General features: G+C 54.1%; 19 protein-coding genes. 13 read left to right on the forward strand and 6 right to left on the reverse strand.

Annotated features, from left to right (window positions below; translation table 11 throughout):
• The first annotated feature begins 1 nt into the window (after position 1).
• The 6 genes from BJF95_RS15325 (at position 2) to BJF95_RS15350 (ending at position 6,836) form a co-directional block, all read left to right on the forward strand.
• A complete protein-coding gene (locus BJF95_RS15325; protein ID WP_075640258.1) occupies positions 2-433 on the forward strand; it encodes a GNAT family N-acetyltransferase in 432 nt (143 codons plus the stop codon).
• A gap of 12 nt (positions 434-445) precedes the next feature.
• Entirely contained in the window at positions 446-3,214 is a 2,769-nt protein-coding gene (locus tag BJF95_RS15330; protein ID WP_075640259.1) for a phage tail protein, read from the forward strand.
• 80 nt (positions 3,215-3,294) lie between these two features.
• Positions 3,295-4,806 carry a hypothetical protein gene (locus tag BJF95_RS15335; protein ID WP_075640260.1) on the forward strand — a complete coding sequence of 504 codons (1,512 nt, stop codon included), beginning with the start codon at positions 3,295-3,297 and terminating at the stop codon, positions 4,804-4,806.
• A gap of 32 nt (positions 4,807-4,838) precedes the next feature.
• Positions 4,839-5,018 (forward strand): hypothetical protein, encoded by a 180-nt coding sequence (locus tag BJF95_RS15340; protein WP_075640261.1) that lies wholly within the window; start codon positions 4,839-4,841, stop codon positions 5,016-5,018.
• Complete coding sequence (locus BJF95_RS15345) at positions 5,002-6,267, forward strand: gp53-like domain-containing protein (protein WP_075640262.1); 1,266 nt, start codon at positions 5,002-5,004, stop codon at positions 6,265-6,267. Before BJF95_RS15340 ends, BJF95_RS15345 begins: the two co-directional genes overlap by 17 nt.
• Positions 6,268-6,269: 2 nt before the next feature.
• Complete coding sequence (locus tag BJF95_RS15350; protein ID WP_075640263.1) at positions 6,270-6,836, forward strand: DUF4376 domain-containing protein; 567 nt, start codon at positions 6,270-6,272, stop codon at positions 6,834-6,836.
• Here BJF95_RS15350 and BJF95_RS15355 read toward each other — a convergent pair.
• Complete coding sequence (locus BJF95_RS15355) at positions 6,833-7,315, reverse strand: helix-turn-helix domain-containing protein (RefSeq protein WP_075640264.1); 483 nt, start codon at positions 7,313-7,315, stop codon at positions 6,833-6,835. The genes BJF95_RS15350 and BJF95_RS15355 overlap by 4 nt on opposite strands.
• An 11-nt stretch (positions 7,316-7,326) precedes the next feature.
• Positions 7,327-7,569 (reverse strand): DUF4160 domain-containing protein, encoded by a 243-nt coding sequence (locus BJF95_RS15360; protein ID WP_075640168.1) that lies wholly within the window; start codon positions 7,567-7,569, stop codon positions 7,327-7,329.
• A 91-nt stretch (positions 7,570-7,660) separates the two neighbouring features.
• On the opposite strand from BJF95_RS15360, the gene BJF95_RS15365 reads away from it, so the two are divergent.
• The 4 genes from BJF95_RS15365 (at position 7,661) to BJF95_RS15380 (ending at position 9,866) form a co-directional block, all read left to right on the forward strand.
• On the forward strand, positions 7,661-8,218 hold the full coding sequence (locus BJF95_RS15365) for a lysozyme family protein (protein ID WP_075640265.1): 558 nt from the start codon (positions 7,661-7,663) through the stop codon (positions 8,216-8,218).
• Positions 8,215-8,472 (forward strand): hypothetical protein, encoded by a 258-nt coding sequence (locus tag BJF95_RS15370; RefSeq protein ID WP_075640266.1) that lies wholly within the window; start codon positions 8,215-8,217, stop codon positions 8,470-8,472. Before BJF95_RS15365 ends, BJF95_RS15370 begins: the two co-directional genes overlap by 4 nt.
• Positions 8,456-8,827 (forward strand): DUF1515 family protein, encoded by a 372-nt coding sequence (locus tag BJF95_RS15375; protein WP_075640267.1) that lies wholly within the window; start codon positions 8,456-8,458, stop codon positions 8,825-8,827. The genes BJF95_RS15370 and BJF95_RS15375 overlap by 17 nt, the downstream gene beginning before the upstream one ends.
• Before the next feature lie 202 nt (positions 8,828-9,029).
• Positions 9,030-9,866, forward strand: a complete 837-nt coding sequence (locus BJF95_RS15380; RefSeq protein ID WP_075640268.1) for a DNA adenine methylase — start codon at positions 9,030-9,032, stop codon at positions 9,864-9,866.
• 382 nt (positions 9,867-10,248) lie between these two features.
• Here the strand turns inward: BJF95_RS15380 and BJF95_RS15390 are convergent, their stop codons facing one another.
• Positions 10,249-10,464 (reverse strand): hypothetical protein, encoded by a 216-nt coding sequence (locus BJF95_RS15390; protein ID WP_075640270.1) that lies wholly within the window; start codon positions 10,462-10,464, stop codon positions 10,249-10,251.
• Positions 10,465-10,799: 335 nt separating this feature from the next.
• On the opposite strand from BJF95_RS15390, the gene BJF95_RS15395 reads away from it, so the two are divergent.
• Positions 10,800-14,192, forward strand: a complete 3,393-nt coding sequence (locus BJF95_RS15395) for a class I SAM-dependent DNA methyltransferase (protein ID WP_083638849.1) — start codon at positions 10,800-10,802, stop codon at positions 14,190-14,192.
• A 206-nt stretch (positions 14,193-14,398) separates the two neighbouring features.
• Here the strand turns inward: BJF95_RS15395 and BJF95_RS15400 are convergent, their stop codons facing one another.
• The 3 genes from BJF95_RS15400 to BJF95_RS23675 form a co-directional block, all read right to left on the reverse strand.
• A complete protein-coding gene (locus BJF95_RS15400) occupies positions 14,399-16,237 on the reverse strand; it encodes an ATP-binding protein (RefSeq protein ID WP_075640272.1) in 1,839 nt (612 codons plus the stop codon).
• A complete protein-coding gene (locus BJF95_RS15405) occupies positions 16,234-17,406 on the reverse strand; it encodes an SIR2 family protein (protein WP_139317519.1) in 1,173 nt (390 codons plus the stop codon). Before BJF95_RS15405 ends, BJF95_RS15400 begins: the two co-directional genes overlap by 4 nt.
• A gap of 749 nt (positions 17,407-18,155) precedes the next feature.
• Positions 18,156-19,104, reverse strand: a protein-coding gene (locus BJF95_RS23675) for an IS630 family transposase (protein ID WP_175577265.1) whose coding sequence is annotated in 2 segments (ribosomal slippage) — positions 18,156-18,761 and positions 18,763-19,104 — 948 coding nt in all. Because the reading frame shifts where the segments join, the coding sequence is not laid out codon by codon here.
• A 1,034-nt stretch (positions 19,105-20,138) separates the two neighbouring features.
• Here BJF95_RS23675 and BJF95_RS15430 point away from each other — a divergent pair.
• Together BJF95_RS15430 and BJF95_RS15435 are read left to right on the forward strand one after the other, a co-directional pair.
• Positions 20,139-23,084, forward strand: a complete 2,946-nt coding sequence (locus tag BJF95_RS15430) for an N-6 DNA methylase (RefSeq protein ID WP_175577266.1) — start codon at positions 20,139-20,141, stop codon at positions 23,082-23,084.
• A 2-nt stretch (positions 23,085-23,086) separates the two neighbouring features.
• Positions 23,087-23,809 carry a hypothetical protein gene (locus tag BJF95_RS15435; RefSeq protein WP_075640279.1) on the forward strand — a complete coding sequence of 241 codons (723 nt, stop codon included), beginning with the start codon at positions 23,087-23,089 and terminating at the stop codon, positions 23,807-23,809.
• The last annotated feature ends 239 nt before the right edge of the window (positions 23,810-24,048 follow it).

Genomic DNA, 24,048 nt, shown 5'->3' on the forward strand with positions numbered 1-24,048 from the left:
CATGATCAGACATGCTTTGATGGATGATCGCTTTGCGGTCATTGCGCTGTTGCGCGAAAGCCATGCAGCGGCGGGGGCCGATTATAAGTTTGAGGCGGCGCGGGCCGATGCGCTGTTTCGCCACCATCTGCAAAGCGCCATGGCTTGCGTGCTTGTGCTGGAGCGCCAAGGCGCGGTCTGCGGCGTTCTCATGGCATCGGCCTTCGATCATCCTTTCGGGGCTGGATTGATGGCCAAGGAAACGGTGTGGTTTGTCGCGCCCCATGCGCGCGGGCGCGCCTCTCTGGCGATGCTGGACCTTTATGAAGAGTGGGCAAGGGCGGTGGGCTGCACCACTATCGGCATGGCGGCGCTTGCCAGCAATGATGTGTCCAACCTTTACCTGAGGCGCGGCTATGCGCCTGCGGAAACGCATTTTATCAAGTCAATCTGACGGTATTCTCCCATGGCTATTTTTTCCGGCATCGCCGCACTGGTTACCAGTGCGGTGGGTGCGATCTCGACCTTTGTGGGCGGCTTGGGTGTTATCGGCTCGGTCGTGCTGCGGGCCGCTGTTGGCGTGGGCTTGAGCCTGCTGGCAAAAGCTGTTTCCGGCAAAAACAACAATGCCAGCGATGCGGCATCCTTTGCAGTGAGCGGTCAATTGCAGGCCGGTGGCACGGTGTCGCGCTCGATCATTCTGGGCATGACGGCCACAGCGGGTTCGCTGGTTTACGCCAACACATGGGGCAATGAGGGCAAAACACCCAATGCCTTTGCCAGCCAAGTGATTGCGGTGGCCGATGCGCCGATCAAGTCTTTGCTGGCCGTCATCGTCAATGGCGTGGCCTGTCAGATTGATTTTGGCAATCCGCACCCTGAATACGGCTGGCCGGTGATGGATTACCGCAAAGATGGCGCGGACTATCTTTGGCTCAAGTTTTATGACGGCACGCAGACGCAAGCGGACAGTTTTCTGGTCAACCGCGTATCAAGCGCAGATCGGCCCTATCAGGCCAGCCGCGTGGGCTATGGTGTTGCCTATGTGATTGCCACCTCGCGGGTCAATCAAGAGCTGTTTTCCGGCTTTCCATCGTTCAAGTTCGTGCTGGATGGTATGCGGCTTTATGATCCGTCTGCTGATAGCTCGGTGGGCGGCAATGGTGGCCAGCGCTGGAGCGATCCTTCCACATGGGGCGGCGATGGTGACCGCTTGCCGGTGGTGCAGCTCTATAATGTCATGCGCGGCATTCGCTGGAATGGCCAATGGCTGTTTGGGCTGCAAACCCTGAGTGAACGGCGCTTGCCCGCCAGCCATTGGATCGGCCAGATTAACAAGTGCCGGGCGCTGATTGATGGGCCGGATGGCAAAGAGGCCACCTATCGTTCGGGTGCAGAAGTGGGCGTGAATGCCGCAATTCAGGACGCGGTGAATGCGATCCTGACCGCTTGCCAAGGCAGGCTTTCCGAGATTGGCGGCACCTATAAGCCTTATGTGGGCGCACCGGGAAATGCCGTCTTTCAGTTCTCGGATGCCGATATTTTATCGACGGAAGAGCAGACGTTTACTCCGTTTTTCGGCCTGTCCAACACCATCAACGGCATATCGGCGTCCTATCCGTCGATTGATGATGCGTGGTCGATGACAGAAGCACCACCCGTTTATAACAGCGGGTTTGAGGCAGAAGACGGCAATCGGCGTTTGCTCTCGGATGTCAGCCTCGACTTTGTGCCTTATAAGGGCCAAGTCCAGCGGCTGATGCAATCGGCCTTGAAAGAGGCGAGGCGCGCAAGGCGGCATACGCTTTCCATGCCGCCGATGTTTTGGGCCTTGGAGCCGGGCGATATTGTTGCCTGGGCAAGTGCGCGCAACGGCTATAACCAAAAGCTGTTTCGCGTGGATGGTGTTCTCGATCAGCCAAACCTTGATGTGGTGCTTGACCTCACAGAGGTGGACCCTGTCGATTATGATTGGAACCAAGCCACCGATTACCGCGTGCCGGTATCGGGCAGCATAGCCACTGACCGGCCAGCGGCGCAACCGATGTATGGTTGGCAGGCAATGCCCGCCACCATTTACGATGATCAGGGACGGGCGCGGCGGCCATCCATCAAGGTGAGCTGTGATGCGGGCCAGGATGATGTGCGGGCTGTGTGGGTGCAGGTGCGGCTCAAATCCAGCCAATCGGTGGTGTTTGACAGCAACGCCACCGCCTATGCTCCACCGTTCGAATGGGTCTTGAATGGTGTTTTCCTGTCGGCAACGACCTATCAGGTGCGCGGCAAGTTTGTGCCATATTCGGCACGGGCCACCGATTGGTCCGATTGGCTGGATGTGACCACACCCGATGTGCGCTTTTTGGCCGGGGTCGATTTTGACCCTTACGAGGGCGTGACCGGCTTTGACAATCTTGATGATGATTTAGCGCATTATCAGGATTGGCTCGGTTCCGGGCTTCGCGACGTGCAAACCACGATTGCCGAGCTGGATGCGCGCATTGCTGATCTGGATTTGGGCGGCGCTGTTGTGCGTGATCAGCTGCGCCAGCAAATTCGCGCAACGGCTGATCAGGTCACGGCGGATTACACCCATCAAGTGGATGTTTTGGCCGCTGCGGATGCGGCGATTGTCACCAGCGTGACCGCGCTGACCTCAACATTCAACGCGCAAACGGCAAGCTTTACCTCGCAGATCAGCACGCTTGCAGCAGCGGACACGGCCATGACAAGCCGTGTCGATACGCTCACGGCCACCTTGACCGACACACGAACCGGCTTGCAGGCAACGGCCTCGACTGTTTCCAGCTTGCAAGCCAGAGTCACCAGCGTTGACGGCGAGGTCACGGCGGTGGCCTCGGCCTTGACCTCGCTATCAGCCGCTTCATCCAGCGGCGATGTCAACAGCGCCAACTTCCGCATGTCGGTGATGAGCGGGCCTGCTGGCTATTCGCGCATCGGTGCAGAGGCACGCCAAGGCGGGGCGGGAAATTTCCGCTCTGCCGCCTGGTATCTGGATGTCCCTAACGATCCCAGCCTGCCAACCCGGTTTTTGGTTGAGGCGGGTCAATTCGTTGTCGTGGCTGGCGGCAACCTCAACAACCCGTTTGTGGTCGATGGCACGGCGGTGCGTATGAATGTTGCCAACATCGGCACGGTGACGGCGGGCGTGATGCAAAGCGCAAACGGCAAGATGGTGATCAACCTGACGGCTGGAGCGATTGTGATTTCATCTTAAACTGGAGAGCAGCGAATGATTAAAAGCGCAAACGGGAAAATGGTCATCAACCTGAATGCAGGCACGATTGTGCTTTCCTCATGACCAAAACCCTCATTGGCCTCGACTATACCGGCACGGCCTGCGTTAAAATCACCAAGGGTTCCTATGATCCTGTGACGACGCCGGATAGCGACATTTCCAAGTTTCTCTATTCGTCAAAATGGGCGGCAGATTGCAAGATTGCCGCCCTGTTTCGCGGACTGCCGCAAGGGGCGGGTTATTATCCATCACCAGCGAACTGGAATTACTACGTCTCCTATGGGCACCCGCCATCGGCAGGCGAAACCACGGTTGAATTCAACATCATTCAAAAGAGCTATTTCCCTGATCTGCTCTATGATTACCCGCTGCACATCATCAAATCCTATGATGCAAACGGCTATGATATCACCAACAGGGTTTGGAGTTTTGTGCTGAACGCTGGTTACGCTCAAACCTATGTTTGGCAGACCGCAAACGGATCATCGAATAACGTGGGCTGGGTTAGCCCCGGCTCTACCTTTGGGGTGCTGGCTGTGGGCGGGGCATGGACCACGGTGACGGCCACGCAAACGGCCATTGCCTCCAACATGGATTTTAGCGGGTCATCCCAGATCACGATGGCGGTGTTTAATCTGCCCGGTGATGACGCGGCCATTCAAAATGGCGATGAACGGGCATCTGTGGCTGGCCAGCCGCAAATCATTATCAATTCCAGCACGCTCAAGGTGAGCAAGCCGGGCTTTGATGTGACCACGGCCTCCGGCACGCAAGTGGCCTTTGATAGTGCCAACATGCCAAGCAAGATCATCGCCGCCAATGACATCTATATCCCAAGCGGCACAAGCTATTACGAGACCGGATATTATCTCTCACTTGAGACGCTGGTGGATTGCCATTTCTATGATAGCAGTGCGATCTATTATCCGCGCTCGATAGCCAAGGGTGCCATTCCGGTGGTCTATCGCAAGAACGGCACGACCATAGAATTTGTTAATTCAGGTAGCCCATGCCGGGCGCGCTTCATGATCTATGCCTCTGGCAAGACAGATCAAACCTATGGCCAGAATGACGTATTGCGGCAATTCACAGACGGCGGCGGCAACAATGTCGTGCAGTTTCTAAGGCCCGGCTGCGGCCCTAATCCGTCCTTTTCCGATATTGTCATCGATAGCCGTTGGCCTGTCGTGAAGATCGTCAAACAGGGCTATTTCAATGTGCCGGATGGGACGGCGGAATCAACCATATCCTATGACGCCAACGGCATGTTTGTGTTTGTGCGCTGGTGCACCTTGCACGGCGGTGGCAGCAATGGCAGCGGCGTGAACCGCTGGACGTGGAGCAAGTTCGTGCGGCCACCTGAGTTCACGCTGTGGGCTGTTGATAACGGCGCTTTCAACGTGGGCGGCAACACCACAATCTGCCGCTACGACAACAGCTCGGCCACCTTTTACAGCTATCGCGGCCTGCCCAAATATCAGACTTACACCAGCTCAACACCGACAACGGCCTATGACACGGCCCCGATCATCGGCATTCGCTACTATGTCTTTGGCGTGGCGATGCCCTGACCAATTCAATCCACCTTTGAGAGACTGCATCCATGAACATCCATCCCGATGTCGCATATGCCGAGCTATGCGCTGAGAACAAATATTTGAAAGGCCGCAATCTGGCGCTGGCGCAAACGCTGTTTGAAACGACAAGCGAACGCGACCAGCTGCGGGCCGAGCTGGACGCATTGAAGGCACTAAAGGAGGCCGATGATGGCGCTGCTGAGTGATTACACGGCGGGCACCGTGACCATTGCCGCCAATGGCACGGCTGTGAGCGGATCTGGCACGGCATGGCTTGCGGCTGGTTTTGCCGAAGGTGATGTGCTGATTGCCAATGGTTATTTTGGCCTGGTTGGATCGGTGCAAAGCAACACGGCTTTGACGCTGGCGCAGCCTTGGCGCGGCGGTGCGCTCAATGGTGCGGGCTATCGTTTGCGCTATCAGGGCGATGGATCGCGCATCTCTGCGCAAGCGCGGGCCTTGGTTGAGCTGCTGGGCGGCTCTGGCAATCTTGAGGCCCTTGGAAAGCTGACCGCTGGTGCCAATCAACTGCCCTATTTTACCGGCGCGGGGCAAATGGCCTTGACCGGCTTGACGCCGTTTGCACGCACGTTGCTTGATGATGCGGATCAGGCAACCGCGCGCCAAACACTTGGTGCGCAAGCTGCGCTTGGTTTTACGCCTATTCAGCAAGGTGGCACGGCGGATAGTGGCACAAACAAGATTTATGTAGGTTGGGGGTCAGACGCGAGCCTAAGATTGAGAATCGACAATACTGAGTTTGGCTCCACCTGGCCCATAAAAGCTCGCGATAACGTTGCCAAAACTGGCGACACCATGACCGGCTCATTGACCGTCAATGGCGATGTATCAACACGAAGTAACGTAAGGGTTGGTGTTGGGCAACAGTCCAGTATGCTTGAAATGCACGATACCGATGAGGGCAATCGCTACCTGCACAATAACGGTGGCGCTATCGGATTTCTCGGCAGCACTGTTAACTGGATATTCCGGGTTGGTGACAACGGGGTCGCTGTTGCTGCGGGTGAAGTCCATGCAGGTAATGCGATCCTTGGTACAGATGGCAATGTTTACGGATCAGTTTGGAATAATTGGGGTGCCGCCGACGCGTTCACCGCCATATCAACGCGGATCGACAATCGTATTGCCAGCCTGATTTCGGGATCGCTGGCGGCGTCTGGATACACAAAGCTGCAAAATGGCCTGATTATCCAGTGGGGATCTGGCGTTATCACCAATGGCAATGTGGGGATCGTGTTCCCTATTGCGTTCCCAAATGCGGCTTATGCTGTTGTGCCGGTTTCATCCGGTCCCACAGCTGACAATGCTACGCTCTATTCTGTGGCTGCCGATGGCCTGACGCAGACCGGCGTTAATCTTCGTGGGCGCGGCACACTCGGTGGCGGTGTGTTCGCCGCTGGCCTGAATTACAATTACATCGCGATTGGACGCTGACCATGAAACTCGCACAATTTGACGCGGTTGGATTGCCGCTTGCTTTCTATGATAGCGAGATAAACGCCGATGCGATGCCAGAGGATGCCGTTGAAATCACGGATGATCAATGGCTAGAGCTGATCAACCACCAAGGCCAGCGGCGCTTTCAAGACGGCGAGGTGGCGGAATATCAGCCTCCAGTGCCCGCACTGACCGGGGCAGATGTTGACCGTGAACGGGATCGACGGATCGACGCGGGCTTTGTGTTTGATGGTGTTCTCTTTCAATCCGGTGAAGGATCACGCGAGAACATTGCCGGGGCAAAATCGGCGGCAACAGACGCCCTTGCCCTGGGTGCCTCATCGGGTGATTTCGGCTGGCAACGCCTGCTTGATCCTGACGCTGCCGAAACATTCAAATGGATCGCCACCGACAACAGCCTGCACCCGATGGATGCGCAAACCGTTGTCCGGTTTGGCTATGCCGCCATGGCTCACAAACAGGACATGATTTTCAAGGCCCGCGCCCTCAAGGCCATGGACCCGATACCGGCAGATTATGCCACCAACGACGCCTATTGGGCTTAAGCCGCGGTTCTTGGCCGTCCCGTTGTTCTTGGCCGGTAATGGGCGTGCATAATCAGCGGATCACGGCGGCTTGCGCACAGAATGATCTTGATGGCCTCACTGATCTCTTGCCCGGCCTTGTAGTTTTTCCATGTGCGCAAGGACACGCCCACCAGATCGGCGGCCTCATTGTTGGATAGGCCAAGCTCCTCTTGCCATTTGGCAAGGTCTTCGCCGGTGTAGTTGCGCTGGTCCTCGGCAATTTGGGAGAGGTGATAGGCATCAATGGCCAGGTCATCACCGGCCCATTCGACCGTTGCCCCAAAATCCTCAACTGTTGCCGTCTTCCAAACCTCCTCGGATTTGAGCGGGGCCAGAAGATCGCCACCCGTGGCAATCCAGCCAATCAGGTTGACGCTGGAGCGGGTGCCATTTTGCCATTCAATATCCAGCAGGGTGCCTGCTTTGGGCGTTACTGCATTGATGCGGGGCATATCCATGGTGCTCTCCTTCAAGCGATTGGAAAACGAGGGTTGGTGCGGTTCCATTCTGCGGCAATCAGTTTGCGATTTTGTGCTGCCCATTCAAGGGCGGCTTCTTCGGCCTTGCGGGGCAATTTGCCCTTGAGAATTTCCAGCGTGGCAATGTCCACCAAGGCGTCGGCATCCGGGGTGATGATGTGAAAATGCGGCGGCAAATGATCGTTCGCATACACCCGAATAATGATGTTTCCGATTTGAACCAGTTTGCCCATGTGCCCCTCATGTCTTTGAGAAATACATAGGGCATTTACTGCACCATGTAAACAATATGGTGCAAATTTTACACCACAATAGGAGAGAATAATGGATCGTGCGAAACTTTTCGCGGGGCTGCGCAGCGCGTTGTTTGGCGGCAAGCTCACGCAAGGGCAGGTGGATGGCATCACCGCCATTCTGGACGCATGGCAGGCAAGCCAGATGACGGATCTGCGCTGGCTGGCCTATATGCTGGCAACCGCCTATCATGAGACGGCCAAAACCATGCAGCCGATTGCCGAATATGGCAAAGGCAAAGGCCGCAAATATGGCGTGAAGGGCAGGCACGGCCAGGTGCCCTATGGGCGCGGCTATGTGCAGCTCACATGGGATGCGAACTATGAGAATGCAGATCGTGAGCTGGGGCTTGGCGGGGCGCTTCTCGACAATTTTGATCTCGCGCTTGATCAGGATTTGGCCTCGAAAATCATGTTTATCGGCATGGAAGAGGGGTGGTTTACCGGGGCAAAACTCGGTGATTATTTCCGCGGCGAGAAGGCCGATTGGCTGAATGCCCGGCGCATTATCAACGGCATGGATCGCGCCAAGGACATTGCCGCCTATGGCCGCAAGTTTTACGCGCTTTTGCAGGAGGCTGGCGCATGAACACCAACGCATTGCGCAACATCTTCAACACCAACCTTTTGCACAACATCATCAATAGTCTGGTTTGGGCCATTCCGGTTTTGGCCCTGTTTGACTGGTCAACGCTGTTTAGCGAGGCCGTTGCGCTTAAAATTGTTGCCGTCCTGGGCTTGCTTAAGCTGCTGATCAACGCCCGGCGTGATGGCCTTTCCGGCATGGTCAAGCCACAGCCGCCTGTGGGGTGGAAAGTGCCAGACGATGGCACCGGAAATTGACGCAAGCGTGCATCGCCAGCTTGGTGAGTTGGTGGCGGGTCTACGCGCTTTGCAAGATGACATGCGCGAAATCAAGGATGCGCAAATGCGCGCAGAACACAAATCCAACCAAAGCCGTGCGGTGGTTCATCGCCGCATGGATGAAATGGTCGGCCATGTGGGCGCGCTGGAGCGCAACATCTCCACCGTGCAAGCCGACGTGGCCGACATGAAGCCCGTGACCAATGACGTGAAGCGCTGGAAGCTGATCGGCATTGGTGCCCTTGGCATGATTGGCATCGGCGGCATCGCTCTCGGTGTCAGCTTTGCCGATGTGCTCAAACGGGTTGGCGCTCTGCTGCTTGGCAGACTGTAATCAAACCAGATCGAAACACCAAAGGCCGGGGGCGCAATCTTCCGGCCTTTCTTCGCGCCACCGGCACGGGTGGCTGCGGTCTTGCGACCGCAACAGCGGGAAGGATTGGCGTCACAGCCCGCTTGGTAAAAAACTGAATCATTACCACACCCGGCACCTGCGCAGGCGCGGGCGGTGTGGCAGAAAAAGTGATTCTCAACAAATGCAAGAAAGCTTAAATTTCACAACGGTTCGCCCCGTATCGCCTCCGGCTGCCTATCTGGGCGGCAAACGGCAACTGGCCGAACGCATTTCTTCCATCATCGAACAGATCCCGCACACGCTCTATGCCGAACCCTTTGTTGGCATGGGCGGCGTGTTTTTCAGGCGTAAACTCATTCCCAAATGTGAGGTGATCAATGACCGCTCCGGCGATGTGGCAAACCTGTTTCGCATCCTGCAAAGGCATTATCAGCCGCTTATGGATCATATGCGGTTCCAGCTGTTTTCGCGGCGTGAGTTTGATAACCTCGCCGCCATGGACCCGGAAACCCTGACGGATATCGAGCGGGCAGCAAGGTTTCTGTACCTTCAACGCTCTGCATTTGCGGGCAAGATTGTGGGCAGGCACTTTGGTGCGGATTTAACCCGCCCTGCGCGCTTCAACATGAAAAACTTACGGGGAGCGCTGGAAGAGGTCCACGACCGCCTTTGCGGCGTCACCATCGAAAACCTCGACTGGCAAGACTTCATCACCCGCTATGACCGCCCCGGCACGCTCTTTTACCTCGACCCGCCATACTACGGCAACGAAAGCGACTACGGCAAAGACGCCTTCAACCGCGATCAATTTACCCAAATGGCCGCCCGCCTGAAAACCATCAAAGGCCGCTTCATGATTTCGCTCAACGACTGCGAAGGCGTGCGCGAAATCTTCAAGGATTTTCAATTCGTTCCTGTTGGCCTGACCTACACCGTGCGCGGCGGCGGCGGCAAAGATGTGGGCGAGGTGATTATTATGGATGGCAAGAGCGAGGTCGGGAATTTGCCGCTGGGATGAGGCGGAACCACCAAAGGCCGGGGCATATCTCGGCCTTCGGTCATGTTGAAGAGCTGCGAGTCCTGAAACGAGATTTGCTTAATCTCTTTTTGCCCGACCCAACACAAAGCTATTGTTTTGATTGTTGCCGCATCGGCTGCAGCGCAATAGCGGTTCCATCGAAATGATGGATCTAAACTTTCCAAGCTTGCGCTCAAGTTCCCACCGATCCAAGAGCGAAACATTCCCACATCGCCCGCATTTCCCACCAATGACATACCATTGCGGTAAGTCTGCAAGGGTGGCGGAATGGTCGCGCTCTGGCACTTTGATGCCTGAGGGCTTTGGCGGCAAATTGTCGTTGTTGCCGACTGTCAGGTCTATGCCGCGACGATGCCGCATGTCATGAGCGCTCTATGGTTGGGGTCCAGCCGCGCGTGTAGCCTTTACCCATGGCGGCAACCGCAATGGATAGCTGTGTTTGCAAATGCTCGATTTCATCCAGCAGCGTTTCAACGGCAGCAATAGCATCACCGCCGTTGCTCTGGATGATATAGGCTGCAATCTCGTGGGGTTCTTCGGTTGCCGATGGGCGCACGTTCTCGTCCTCGTATTTCATAGCCTAAAACTCTTCTCTATCTTACATTCGTTCTATAAATGTTCTCATTTTAGAAGAGAGTCAAGGTGAGTCTTGAGCCTCACGCAACAGCACTTCTTCTGCCATATTGCTCGCCGATATAACGTGCTTATTTAGGGTGCGCTCGCAATGGTTTCTCGTGAAAGTGACATCCTCGCTACCGCCCAAATATCGCACTGCGGTCAATGTGTTTTGACTTTTCGGTGTCAGACCATCGCCAACTGCTTTTAATCTCAAAACTGACATCACCAACAATGGCTTGCATCGGATTTTAAAGCCCTTAAAACAGTTGCATGGCAGCAGGGGCGGAATCAGACGTGCAAGCAAAAGTTGAGACATTCATTCAGCGATGGCAAGATCAAGAGGGTGGGCAAGAGCGCGCCAACTATGCTTTGTTTCTCACCGAGCTGTGTGATCTTTTAGGCTTGCCCCATGCCGATCCGGCTTCTGCTGCGCATGAAAACAACGACTACGTATTTGAGCGCGCTGTAAAAGAGGTCGCCCGCGACGGATCTGCATCGCAAAAGCGTATCGATCTTTACAAGCGCAACTGTTTTGTTCTGGAGGCAAAGCAAAGCCGATTTTCTGGTGAGAAAAAGCTGGAAAACGCCCCGGCACTCCCAGGGCTTGAAACACAGCCGCGCGGCAAACGAGCCAGTGCCAACCGCACTTGGGATGTGTTGATGCTCAATGCCCGAACCCAGGCCGAAAACTATGTGCGTTTGCTACCCACATCCCACGAGCCGCCGCCGTTCGTGCTGGTGTGCGATGTCGGTCACTGTATTGAAATTTACGCCAATTTTCGCCGGGATGGTAAGGCATATGACCAATTTCCAGACCGCCGCTCGTTCCGCATTTATCTGGAGGATCTGAGAAACGAAGAGGTCCGCGCCCGGCTGGTTGCGATCTGGAGCGATCCTCTCAGCCTCGATCCGTCGCGCCATGCGGCCAAGGTCACCCGCGAAATTGCCACGCGCATTGCCAAGGTTAGTCAGGCGCTGGAACATGCGGGTTATGCCACCGAGGAAGTGGCGATGTTTTTGATGCGCGTGCTCTTCACCATGTTTGCTCAGAGTGTGAAACTGCTGCCCAAAGACAGCTTTAAAGTCCTGCTGAACGATTGCGCCGACAAGCCCGAGATTTTCCCCGGCATGATGGAAGACCTTTGGAAGGCCATGGATGAAGGCGGGTTCACCGCCACCATTCGCCACAAGGTCAAACGGTTCAACGGCGAATTCTTCAAAAATCGTCGGGCGCTGAAACTGGAAAAGCAGGAGATTGGCGAGCTAGCCGCAGCAGCAGCCTATGACTGGCAAGATGTGGAACCGGCGATTTTCGGTGCCTTTCTGGAACAGGCGCTTGACCCCACAGACCGGCGCAAGCTGGGTGCCCATTACACGCCCCGCGCCTATGTGGAGCGGTTGGTGATTGCCACCGTGATTGACCCCTTGCAGGAGGAGTGGAACAACACGTTGGCCACGGTTGAGCGGCAAAAGGCTGAGGGCAAAAATGAAGCGGCCATCAAAACCGTGCAGGCCTTTCACGATAAGCTCTGCGATATCCGCGTGCTGGACCCCGCCTGTGGCACTGGCAATTTTCTCTATGTCTCGCTGGAGCTGATGAAGCGGTTGGAAGGCAAGGTGCTGGATGCGCTGGTCAACCTTGGTGGACAGGAAGGGCTGGCGCTGGAAAGCCACACGGTGGACCCACATCAGTTTTTGGGTATGGAGCTAAACCCGCGCGCCGCCGCCATTGCCGAGCTGGTGCTGTGGATTGGCCATCTGCAATGGCATTTTCGCAACCGGGGCGTTGCCCCGTCTGAACCAATTCTCAAAGCCTTTAAAAACATCCAGCATATGGATGCCGTGCTTAAATGGGATGGCTACCCACATGTGCGGGTGGAAAATGGCGAGGACATCTACCCCAACCCCCGCCGCCCGGATTGGCCCAAGGCGGATTATATTGTGGGCAACCCGCCGTTTGTGGGGGGCAAGGATATTCGCGCCCGCATGGGCAGCGCCTATGCGCAAGCGCTATGGAAAGCCCATAAACAGATGAATGAAAGCGCCGATTTCGTCATGTATTGGTGGGATCGCTCAGCCGAGATTCTGCTAAAAGCCAAAAGCCCGCTGAAACGCTTTGGCTTTGTCACCACCAATTCCATCTCTCAGGTCTTTCAACGCCGGGTGATGGAGCCGCATTTGAATGCCAAAAAGCCGCTTTCGCTGATTATGGCCATTCCCGACCACCCGTGGACCAAAGTCACCAAAGACAGCGCCGCCGTGCGCATTGCCATGACGGTGGTGCAAGCCGGAAAGCATGATGGCCTGTTGATGGATGTGGCAACGGAAGAGGCGGTGGACACCGACAGCCCGGTGATTTTGTTTGAGGAGAAGCGCGGGCGGATCAATGCGGATCTGACGGTTGGGGTGGATGTGACCACTGCCGTTGAGTTGAAGTCAAACACTGCCATGTGTTCGCCCGGTATGAAGCTGCACGGTTCCGGCTTTATTGTCTCGCCGCAAGAGGCCGAGCATCTTGGCCTTGGTACCCGCTCTGGTCTTGAACAGCATATCCGTATTTATCGCAACGGACGTGATCTCATGGATCGTGCACGCGGCGTTATGGTCATTGACCTGTTTGGTTTGACGGCAGAACAGGTCCGTACGCGCTACCCAGAAGTCTATCAGCATGTGATGACAACGGTAAAACCAGAACGTGACCAAAATAACCGCGCCTCCTACAAAGAAAGCTGGTGGATTTTTGGTGAGCCGCGTAAGGATTTGCGCCCAGCACTCGCCAATCTCCCCCGCTACATCGCCACCGTTGAAACCGCCAAGCACCGTGTTTTCCAGTTTCTGGACGCATCAATTCTGCCGGATAACATGCTCGTTGCTGTTGCTTTAAGTGACTGCTATCCACTCGGTGTGCTCTCTTCTCGGCTTCACGGAATATGGGCACTCCGCACCGGTGGCTGGCTCGGTATGGGGAATGACCCGCGCTATTCGAAATCCCGCTGCTTCGACCCATTTCCATTCCCAGCCGCCACCGACGCACAAAAACACACCATCGGCACCCTCGCTGAAGAGTTGGATGCCCACCGCAAGCGGGTGCTGGAGGTGCATGGGCATCTGACCCTCACGGGGCTTTACAATGTGCTGGAGCGGCTGAAAAGCGGCACAAAGCCGGATAATCTGAACGACAAGGAGCGCCGCATTTTTGACGATGGGCTGGTGCTGATTTTGAAAGAACTGCACGACAAGCTCGACGTGGCTGTGGCCGATGCCTATGGCTGGCCGGTGGATTTGAGCGAGGATGAGGTGCTGGCCAATCTGGTGGCGCTGAACAAGCAGCGCGCCAAGGAAGAGCAGCGCGGCCATGTGCGCTGGCTGCGGCCAGACTATCAAATTCCACGGTTTGGCTCAGACAAGGAAAAGGCAGAGCAGATCGAGGCGGATTTTGGCGAAGCCGCCCCGGCCAAGGCCGGGCCGAAGCCAAGCTTCCCCACAGACGAGCGCGACCAAACCCCCGCCGTGCTGCATCAATTGATGGAAGCCGAAAACCCGATGGACGCCGCCACCATTGCCGCCAATTTCAAGCAAGGCCAAAAAATCCGCCCCGCCGTGACGGCAGTTCTCACCGCTCTCTACCGCATGGGGCTGGTTTCCAGCACAGACGGCAAACGTTTCGCTTTCCGCCGCGCAGCGTGATGGTTTTCCGCTGCAGTCTTTACGAACTAGTCAAATTGACTAAGGGCAATTCTGAGAGCGAATCAGTACTTGTATGTAGCAATTGGTTGCAGCAGACATGGAATCGCCAGTACTTAACCTGTCCCGAGCAACTAGGGCGTTATGGTTGTTACTCAATCAAAAGTTTTGCTCTGTGAATACGGAATTGGACGGAATTTCCGCTAAATCTATGAGCGTGAAGACATTCTGGATGCTACTATGTTCAAATCGGCCGGATCGGGGAAGTCTGCAGCCCATCCGGAAGAAAAAGATATGTCGTTTGAATTCGGCCGCTTCTCCAGAGGCAAATGTGTCAACTTTATTCTCGCAGGAAGAGCCGCAGCTTCTCCTACGAAAAGAGCCTCACGTCGCGGTAACGAGGGAAGCAGTTTGATAAGACCGGCCATTGTGTCAGGCAAAAAACGACCGACGTGTTCTTGGTCTCGACCATTGGTCAAACGTAAGACAACCCAAGAATTGCACTGCGAAAGCACTGTGCTCTCAACATCAGAAGGGCGCTGGGACACGAGCATCAGGCCGATACCATATTTCCGTCCTTCACGTGCAATCCTGCGTATTGCATCCTGAGCAGCGGCATACTGTGCCTCGCCGCGGTCAGGCACATATCTGTGAGCTTCTTCGCACACAACAAGAATCGGATCCTTTTCCCGTTCTTCTCGCGTCTGTGCAAGTTTGTATGAGAATAGCAGCCGAGCAATAGCAGCTGTCAACGGCCCGGCCACTTCCGTCGGAAGTCCAGAAATATCAATTATGCGAATCGGAGCGTCGGGTCTTTCTGTGTCGGCTCCTACGAACTGAGCAAGGATGTCGGCGAGGCTTGGATCGCCAGCCACATGATTGCGCATCAGAAAATCAATTCGCGCGTCGAGCCGAAGCACTGACAACTTGTCGAGGATGGATGCAAATTTTTGCTGATACTCGCTATCGCTAACCGTCTCCCAACCGATCTTAACCCAACGGTTGTTTTGGCATACTTCAATGTGCTTTATGAACTCATCCAGATTAAACGGGAGAGGCCAGTCACGGTCGAATGTTGCAATTTTTGTTTGATCTTGACCTGGAGCAGCACGCGGGAGATCAGGATGTCCTCGCCCTGTTTTCCTCTCCGCATCAGTCGCATCCAATACCATTCCGCTTTTGTGCATGCGGGCGTGCGCCAAGGCCTTGTAGACAACATTGGCTTGTGATGTCGCTTCGAACTCCCCTTTTCCTACGACCAGTCGACGGAACTCATCACTGGACATGAGCCAATAGGGCAATTTTATTTGTCGACTGCCTGTCGCGCTCCCGCCAGCATCATCATATGCACGGAATACAATTGCTTTGTCTCCGAATGCCGAACCATATTCCCCATGCGGGTCAATAATGACAACCCGTGGCTTTGAAACCGGTCCGTCCTGAACTGCTTGATGCCTCAACACGGCATGAAGAATGGCAGCCACTGCAGTAGACTTGCCGGACCCTGTTGAACCGAGCACTGCAAAATGCTGTCCGAAGAGTTTATCCATGTCGGCATGACAAGCAACACCTTCAGCTCCGACGTAGCTTCCAAAGCTGATAAACCGATTTGGACCGTCCCCGCCTTGCTTTTCGATGGCTGTATAGAGACGGCGCGTCTCCGACGAGGTAACTAAGTAGGCCGCCTGCAAGGGGAGTGGGGAATTACGAACCCCTCTATCAAATGATAGAATCTCTTCGGCCCTTTGCCAGCGTGCTTCGCCAAAGAGGTCGGCCTCTAGCACACGGCGATCCATTGCTTCTGCTGCCCCTTGCGCTGCAGCTTCCTCCTCGGTCTGCAATCGCAAAAGCCGCACCATAGCAAAGAGGACGGTTCGTCCCATGTGCAGTTTGATGAGACTACCTATTTGTCCGACAGAGTATACGGTTCCGCCGTGGGTCTGGACGAGCTCAGTCAAGCTACGCCGAAGAGATATCTTCAAGGTCGTACCCGACGTTTCAAAAACAGTTCCGATCTGCAGACTCGGATCAAGATCAAAGTCGCTCATTCGATCACCTCAGCAATATCGGTAGGCAAGCCATTCTCAAGCAGGGAAGTGATACCTTCAAAGCTCCACCAGTCTCGTTTTATACTGACTGTGAGTGGGAAGAAGGGGCCTGAACTCCCTCGGTAAAGACCATCTTCTGCCAGAACGAATATCCTCTCGCCCGCATTACTTTCTCCCCAAGTCTTCAGCTTGGGCGTGCGGCTTTTAGAGAGAGCGACAAGAGTTGTCTTGCTATCAACATGGAGTAGCTGATGCTCAATGATTGCATCTATATGGTCATCGCCGAACGAATATCCGCACACGAAGAGGACCTGTTGTCGCTCCGCAGAAAGAAGACCGCGAAACCGCTGAAACAGGAAACCAAACGGGTCTTCGCGCGATGCCATATATTTCGTGGACTGCGGATAGATGACCACATTGCCGTTGTTATCTGAGCGGTCAGGGTAGGCGTCATCATGGCGTACCCTGAATACACGTCCCTTTTCATGCCCACTTCTGTACCAGTCGATAGAACCATGGAGCTTCGTAACCACGGCTTTTATCGGTGATACGCTTGTTGATATATGGAGCGTCTGCTCATTCCAGCTAGCAATTGCACCGCCAGAAAATCCATCCAAATAGGGAATAAGTTCGAGTGCCAGCGCGTCTTCAATCAAAGTATCATAATTGGTGGTTATAAATTGGATTGCTTCTCGGCGTTCATCGAGTCCTGCCCGATTGACTTTGTATAGAGAGCGGATAAACTTACGGTGGTGCTCGATATTTACGATTGGCTTACCCGGCACTCCTTCTTGCTCGGGGGATGTTTTGGAAGCCGGAACGTAGCCCCAACGCAAAATATCTCTAATGTGTCGTAAAATTGTATGATGTGCGGCCTGCAATTTTGTCTTATGTACGCGATCTCCACCTACGAATGCCGACGCATCCTTTGCACGCTCTGCAAGCGCTACAAGATCACCGAAGTGGCTGAGAACATGCTCGATATGAAGTTTTTCTGGTAGATCATTTCGGACCGCTGTTACCAAATTAAGGATTTCCTCATCCGCTGCATTGCTCAGGAGATGAAAAATGCGATCCGTTAAAGGATACATGAGAGGCAATCCGGCTTTATAGCTGATCCCAGCGCCGGTGAGCCAAACTTGTCGTGGCGCACGAATGTGGCGATCCAATTGGCGCGCTGCTTCAATATCGTTGCTAATTATCCCGCCCCCCCGAGCTTTACCAGTAGTTTAACCTCTGGTTGAGCATACAGCAACAATTGCATTTTTTGTCAAGGAAATACTCAGCGTCGCCGACCGCATACTGCTGAGCTTCAAGAGCCCACTGAAAAATGCTCAAGAATTATCACAGAAATTATGTCGAAATTCTTGAGCGGTGGCTTTGATTGAGTTTTGCACTTTTTTGTTGATTACTCACATCAGAGTAATCGGTCGACATGCCCCTTTCTGAGGCACAGAAAAAACTATCTGAAAGCTTTCGGTCACATTTACAAGTTCAGCTAATTGAGTTTTCCAACAATAGATTTCGAAGTTGAAGGGAGCTCATCTGACACCCTTTGAAGGTGAGGGGGAGATCTAAAAAAACGAAGGAAAATCAATAGGTGCACTTATCCCCTCACTTTCAACAATTCTCACTGTTTTCATTGAGAAATATCCAATTTCTGATGATCCTGCAGGGGTCGCCATTATCTTCTTTTCCTTATAGGTCATCGAACATTCTTGTTTTCGCTGGTCTGGTTTGTCCTTTGGCTGACTGATCTGGGGATTTCGATGCATTTGATTTGTCCACTTTAGTTTTGAGAACCTCTTAGCCTCCATTTTCCTCGCAACGCTAAGCCTTACGGTCGTCCAATGGCCCCCGGAGCGAGCAGGAATGCGCGATGAAACGTTTTATATAAATAGGCTAGAGTGTGTCAGGTTTAGTTTGAACCATACCCAGCATGCCTGAGATAGTTTGCGCACTCCTGCGGTGAGAATGCCGTAAGAAGTTGCCCGATGCGCCTCCATGTTGTCTCAATGGTTCGTTCTTCGGCTTTTCTGACAAGTGCCTTGAGCTTTGCAAACATCATTTCGATAGGATTGAGATCAGGACTGTAGGGTGGCAGGAAGAAGAGGTGAGCACCGACATTGCGAATGGCATCGCGCACAGGCTTTCCTTTGTGGCTTGCCAGATTGTCGAGAATGACGATATCACGCGGCTTGAGAGTTGGAACGAGGTATTGCTGGACCCATGCCGCAAAGGCAACGCTGTTGATGGGACCATCGAGAACACACGGTGCTACGATGCTGTCGCGGCGCAGGCCAGCCAGAAAGATCAACGTTTTCCAGTGGACATGCGGCACCTTTGCGATGAGCGGCTCTCCGCGCTGGCTCCAGCCGCAGGTGCGCGTCATGTTGGTCTTAACCCAGGTTTCATCAAGGAAGACAAGATGATCGGGATCAAGTCTGTGCTGATGTGTCTTCCAGCGAGCTCGGAACCGGGCCACCTTCGGCCTGTCCTGTTCGCATGCCACCAGTGTTTTTTTTGAAGGTCTTGCCTCCGCTGCGCAGGAAGCGCGAAATCGTGTCGTGAGAGACGCTGATCCCCGCAGCTTTCAAATCCGCAGACAGCGCACGCAGCACCGTCCAGTCGGATTTGGCCACAAGCCGTTGACGCACCGCATCTGCTGCCTCGTCCCTCAGGATCGGCTTGACGTAGCCGCCTATCTTCGCAGGCATCAAGCCTTTGCCAGAGCGCACTCGCTGTCCTATCCGAACTGCCGTGGCCGTCGACACCCCAAACCGCACGGCAGCAGCACGAACAGTCATACCGTCACTCAAAGCGGCTGCAATACGCATGCGCAAATCAAGAGAAACAGGATGCACCATCACTGCTGGCCTCCATTCCAGCAATGAGTTTGAATCATAAATTCAAACAAAAGGGAATCCCATCACGAGTCAATTTACACTTGACGGACTCTAATTAACTACCACGACCGTCAAACGGCCTTCCGGGGACTCGCCAGCAAGCGGTCGATGAGTTCCAATCGGAGCTTCTTTGCGATGCACCCGACACCATCGCCCGCTTGCGCCAACGGGTTTTATGGCTGGTGCAGGACTCCAATCACGTTCGACTGGTCTCGACGATGGGCGCATTGACGGCACCGCGAAGAAAAGGGGATCGATTCAATGGATTACCGAGAATGATCTGCCAGCGGAAGTCTGTTATGGGCTGTTCCAATTGAAGACAGCATTTGGCTGGGATAGGGAGGTCAAACGGTTGATCGAGCCGCTAAGCTTCGTAGCAGGTTGTCAGCTCTGCTGGCCATGGTAGGGCCAGCTTCGAAAGCAAAACCTTCGGATGTTTGATAAAGATGGGTCTGTCTGGGGCACCCGTCGAATTCGATGACGGCTCAATGGTGTCGCAGATGAACGAGTGGGGATATGTGCTATTCACTCTGTGTACGACAAGAGCAATCGAAGACCGGACATCGGGTCAATCTAGAGCTTTTGATGATTTCGCTGGTCTGACCGTACGAGATCCGCGAGATCTATTTTTGAAGATTGTGGAGATGAATGGGCTTGAAGTGGTCGCCATTGAAACAAGCCCTCATTTCGGACCAAGCTGTTGAATTAGACGTCACAGACTCACTTACACATGGTGGAAGTGGTGATTTTCGAGCGACACGAAATCTGCATCCACAAGCCTTATTGACTATCCGCGGCCTCCGATGAACAACGCGATGGCCAACGCCTTTGTGTCATCTGTAGTAACCGTTCGTTTTGGAGACGCTCCATAAGTAATTGAACTCGCTGAGCTTTTGGAGGCTTCATATTTTAATATTAGAATCAGTGGTTTAGTTGTTGATATGAGCTAAGGGGCAGGGTATGCTCCCAGCATAAATGAGATTCGTGGTTCTATGATGACAGAGACACCCAAGCCGACGATCGATACGCTCGCCGCGTTGCTGGGCTATATGGAGCACCGCGCTTACTTTCGAGCTAATGATCGCACTTCGGATGACAGGCACGGTTATCTCGTCCGTCAAGCGTTTGACGAATTTGGAATTCATTCGGTTTTCTGCATCGAAGACGGCTTCAAGCCAACGCGCCTGAAGCCAATCGTGTATCTAGTGCAAGCCGATACTGAGGTCGATTTACGGCGTATCTGGCGGAAGGTGTGGAGCCAGGGGTCTGTCCCGTTTCTGCTAGCGGTCGTTGATGGCGACGTTTTCATTTGCCCTGCATTTGGGCCGCCGCCTTCCGATATATCGCGGCTATCAAAGCCATTAGGAGACAGCCTTCCAGCCGGACTAGGGTCTTTAAGAAGGTCAGGATTACTTTCCTGTCTCACATGGAAGGAATTTGACCTCAAGGTAGGAAGCAGTATCGACAATATTCTTGTTGGTTCCATTGAGGCGCTCAATAATCGGGCGAGGGTGGAATTCCCTCACCTAAAGGAGCATCGAGACCTCCTCAATTCGCTTATCGGAAAGTTCCTGTACACCTATGTGCTCATTGATAGGGGCATATTGGACAAGACGTGGCTTGAGCGAAAAGCCTCTGAGATCAACGTTCCAGTTTCGATCGTAAACGCGATGGTAGCTCCCAGTTCACTCGTTGATTGCGAAACCGACTGGACGACTGCAGCAGTTATGGGCATCTTCGCGGCCGTGGACTCCGAGATCAACGGCTCTGTGTTCTTGATCGACAAGAAGCAGCAGGAGTTGGTGCCAGACCGTCTTTGCCACATGGTACACCGTGTGATCCGGGGAGGTGATGTCCTGAATGAGGGTACTCGCCAACTCAGCTTTCTGGACGTGTCGTTCTCGGCATTGAGAACTGAGACGATCTCGGCGATCTACGAGCGCTTTGTCGCTGTGGAGGACAAAAACAAACGCCGGAACGATGGCGTTTACTACACGCCGCCACATCTCGCAGATCACGTACTTGATCGAGTAGAGGCTGTCCGCCCGATAGATGAGAATTCGCGCGTCATCGACGCTGCTGCTGGCTCGGGCATCTTTCTTGTCGGCGCTTATAGACGCCTAATGGAACGGCACGCGCCCGCCGGTGGCTGGAGCCCTATCCATGTAACGCTTGCTCGAAAGCTCATGACGGATTGCATCCACGGCAGAGAGAAGCATCCGCAGGCAGCTAATGTTTGTCGCTTCAGCCTGTATCTGACGCTTTTAGATTATGTTGGAAGAGCGCCGATTGAGGTTCTGTCCGCAACGGCGAAAGAGCTAAAATTTCTTCCTGACCTTAGTGAGAACATCATCGCGATCGATGCATTTGATGATACTGGGGATCGGCGGGTGTTTACTCACGTCATCGGCAACCCTCCATGGTCTTCGACAACAGGTCAAAAACATCGACGCAACAAAGAGCAATTACCCACGGCAGTAGAGCTTTCTCTTCTCCAGTTTCAGAACGAACTGAAGGAAAAGAAGCTCCCTGTCGCTCACAACAGGCTGGCAGAACACTTTGTCTGGCTGGCTAAAATCAGGCTTGCGGCTCCTAACGCCGTTGTGGGGCTGGTTTTGCCAGCGCGATCGTTTATCGGGAGGGCATCGACGCGCTTTGCGCGTTCCGTAGCTTCGGAGTTATCGTTAAGATGGGTTGGCAATCTGTCACATCTTCGCAGAAAGCTCTTCCAGGGTGCAGACGCTGCCACCTGTGTTGTAGTCGCCGAAAATCGCGTGCCAGATCGCGACGGCAAGGTTGCTGTCTATCGGCCGCTTCTGCCGTCTCTTCCTTTGGGTAAAGGTAGAGAGATTTGGGCCTTGGTCTCATCTGACGCGGATGTGGAAGTGATGCGTGTTGCAGATTTCCAGCAAGGCCCTAATGGCTGGTTCCGCCCCGCGGTTTTGGGCCGCCTTGATAGGCGCTTGAATGAAGCGCTGACAGATTGGTCGTCGCTAACGAAGAGAACGTTTGGGGATTTCCTTGAACGATCGGAGTTGGAAATCAGCCGCGGTGGCAGCAGGAATGAAACCGGAATTGAACGAGCAGGAGAGAACATAGTAGCTCTCTCGGCAGCAGATGTAAGGCGCGTTACTTCTGACTTTCGTGGCTTGTTTGCAGGAAACGTGATTTTGGTGCCGCGCAGCATGTCGGGAGCGACATACTATTCCGATCCGGTAGCGTATCCCTCTACCTATAATGGCATCATCCCAAGCGCTCAGCAAAAAGCGTTTGCCGTCGATCCTAATGCGAAGACTTTCGCTATGGAGCCTGCAGTCGTGAATTCTATCAAAGCCTATCTCGACTCCGACATTCTCCGCTATTTTTGGTTTCTTTTTGGGCCGACGTACTTGATGGACAACGCTCGGCTTGAACGAGGGGATTTGCTGGCCTTTCCGTGCCCGTTCAGAGATGCGGAGGACTACAGATTTATTGAGCTCGGCCGATCCGCTGACCCCAACGATGTGATTTTAACAGCGATGGAAGCCGGGAGCGAGTTTCGCAGTTCCTTCGAGGAGTTTCGAACTTTCAGGAAGAAGTTTGCAAACGGCAAGATGCCGAAGGAGAGCTTAGATCTTTTCAAGGGCGGAGCGGAAAAACCATACCTTAAGCGCTTGCGAGATGAGTTGGTCGCAGCGTTGCCGTCTCGTCCAGACCTTGCGGTCTCATGGGCTGCGGTAGATGAGGGCAGAGCAGATGTCACGGTGCTCTTTGACAGGCGTTTCTCCCAACAGAAAACGACTACTGACCTGAACGGAAAGTACCTGTCCAGTTCTGTGCTTTTTCTTCAACCTGACGTCGCTCAGATCGTCGTTGCGAAACCGCGTTCTCGGTACGCATGGACGGTCGAGCAGGCTGTGTCTGATGCGGGCGCGATATTGGCTGAGATTGGAAACGTTTGATCATGACATCTACCATGCCCGATGCTGACGAGTATTGGTCGTCTTTCTTGCAAAATGCCATCTGGGGCCTAGAGGAAGCAGGTAAGCTGTTGCAAACTACCGAAAGACGCCACGAACTCGAGGGGCGGAAAGATTGGTTTCGCAGCAAAAATTCTGTCGTCCCGCGGGAAAACTCGGTTTCGAGAGCGCTTGCGGATGCGTTCAATGTCGTGCGAGCACAGCAGGAACTTTCTTCAAATGGGAGTTCACAGCACGATTTGCGCTTTATCTCTATAGAATGTGAGGTTCCAAGGCCACGGGATCCTGGCATCAGCGACAAAGCTAAACCGACTGATCTACGCCTACTTTTGTTGCCGCTTGGCAATTTTGACCTTCGAATAGAAGCGAAGACCGTCAGAAATATCCGCGATCTAAGGAACGATTATCTGGGCAGCGAAGGAATCCGCCGTTTTGAGAACGGGGAGAATCCTTACACCATCTCTCCCCATGGGGGCATGGCGGCATATGTCCTTGATGCCGATGCGGACGACTGGCGGCAAAAGATCAAAGACGCTGTGGCTGCTCAACATGACAGTGCGGAGTTACCATTCAGGGATAAGGCCGGAATAGAGCGGCACACGTCGGTTCACTGCTTTGATCACGTTATTAATGGTGAAACTAAGCACTTTACTGTCAACGTTTTTCATTTGGTGTTCGAGATTGAGGCGCGACCGAGCCTCCGCTGATCGTTTCGGCGGGTTGAGGTCAAGCGCTTTCAAGCTTCGTCAGCCAGAGTTTCTGATGTCCTCGCGAGGTCATGCTTTTGGGGGTGCGGAAGAAAACTTGGACCACCAAGAGGTAGTTCATGTATTCCTATTCCGACAGACTTCGAGCCGTTGAGCTGTACATCAGGCTTGGCAAGCGGGTTAAGGCGACCATTCGGCAGTTGGGTTATCCCACCAAGAATGCTCTAAAAAGCTGGTAC

This window comes from Rhizobium oryziradicis, from assembly GCF_001939045.1.
GTDB lineage: Bacteria > Pseudomonadota > Alphaproteobacteria > Rhizobiales > Rhizobiaceae > Allorhizobium > Allorhizobium oryziradicis.

What these genes read in the sequence shown, in the direction of transcription:
- BJF95_RS15325 (WP_075640258.1), top strand. Translation starts at nt 2, where the DNA reads ATGATCAGACATGCTTTGATGGATGATCGCTTTGCGGTCATTGCGCTG.
- BJF95_RS15330 (WP_075640259.1), top strand. Translation starts at nt 446, where the DNA reads ATGGCTATTTTTTCCGGCATCGCCGCACTGGTTACCAGTGCGGTGGGT.
- BJF95_RS15335 (WP_075640260.1), top strand. Translation starts at nt 3,295, where the DNA reads ATGACCAAAACCCTCATTGGCCTCGACTATACCGGCACGGCCTGCGTT.
- BJF95_RS15340 (WP_075640261.1), top strand. Translation starts at nt 4,839, where the DNA reads ATGAACATCCATCCCGATGTCGCATATGCCGAGCTATGCGCTGAGAAC.
- BJF95_RS15345 (WP_075640262.1), top strand. Translation starts at nt 5,002, where the DNA reads ATGGCGCTGCTGAGTGATTACACGGCGGGCACCGTGACCATTGCCGCC.
- BJF95_RS15350 (WP_075640263.1), top strand. Translation starts at nt 6,270, where the DNA reads ATGAAACTCGCACAATTTGACGCGGTTGGATTGCCGCTTGCTTTCTAT.
- BJF95_RS15355 (WP_075640264.1), bottom strand. Translation starts at nt 7,315, where the DNA reads ATGGATATGCCCCGCATCAATGCAGTAACGCCCAAAGCAGGCACCCTG.
- BJF95_RS15360 (WP_075640168.1), bottom strand. Translation starts at nt 7,569, where the DNA reads ATGGGCAAACTGGTTCAAATCGGAAACATCATTATTCGGGTGTATGCG.
- BJF95_RS15365 (WP_075640265.1), top strand. Translation starts at nt 7,661, where the DNA reads ATGGATCGTGCGAAACTTTTCGCGGGGCTGCGCAGCGCGTTGTTTGGC.
- BJF95_RS15370 (WP_075640266.1), top strand. Translation starts at nt 8,215, where the DNA reads ATGAACACCAACGCATTGCGCAACATCTTCAACACCAACCTTTTGCAC.
- BJF95_RS15375 (WP_075640267.1), top strand. Translation starts at nt 8,456, where the DNA reads ATGGCACCGGAAATTGACGCAAGCGTGCATCGCCAGCTTGGTGAGTTG.
- BJF95_RS15380 (WP_075640268.1), top strand. Translation starts at nt 9,030, where the DNA reads ATGCAAGAAAGCTTAAATTTCACAACGGTTCGCCCCGTATCGCCTCCG.
- BJF95_RS15390 (WP_075640270.1), bottom strand. Translation starts at nt 10,464, where the DNA reads ATGAAATACGAGGACGAGAACGTGCGCCCATCGGCAACCGAAGAACCC.
- BJF95_RS15400 (WP_075640272.1), bottom strand. Translation starts at nt 16,237, where the DNA reads ATGAGCGACTTTGATCTTGATCCGAGTCTGCAGATCGGAACTGTTTTT.
- BJF95_RS15430 (WP_175577266.1), top strand. Translation starts at nt 20,139, where the DNA reads ATGACAGAGACACCCAAGCCGACGATCGATACGCTCGCCGCGTTGCTG.
- BJF95_RS15435 (WP_075640279.1), top strand. Translation starts at nt 23,087, where the DNA reads ATGACATCTACCATGCCCGATGCTGACGAGTATTGGTCGTCTTTCTTG.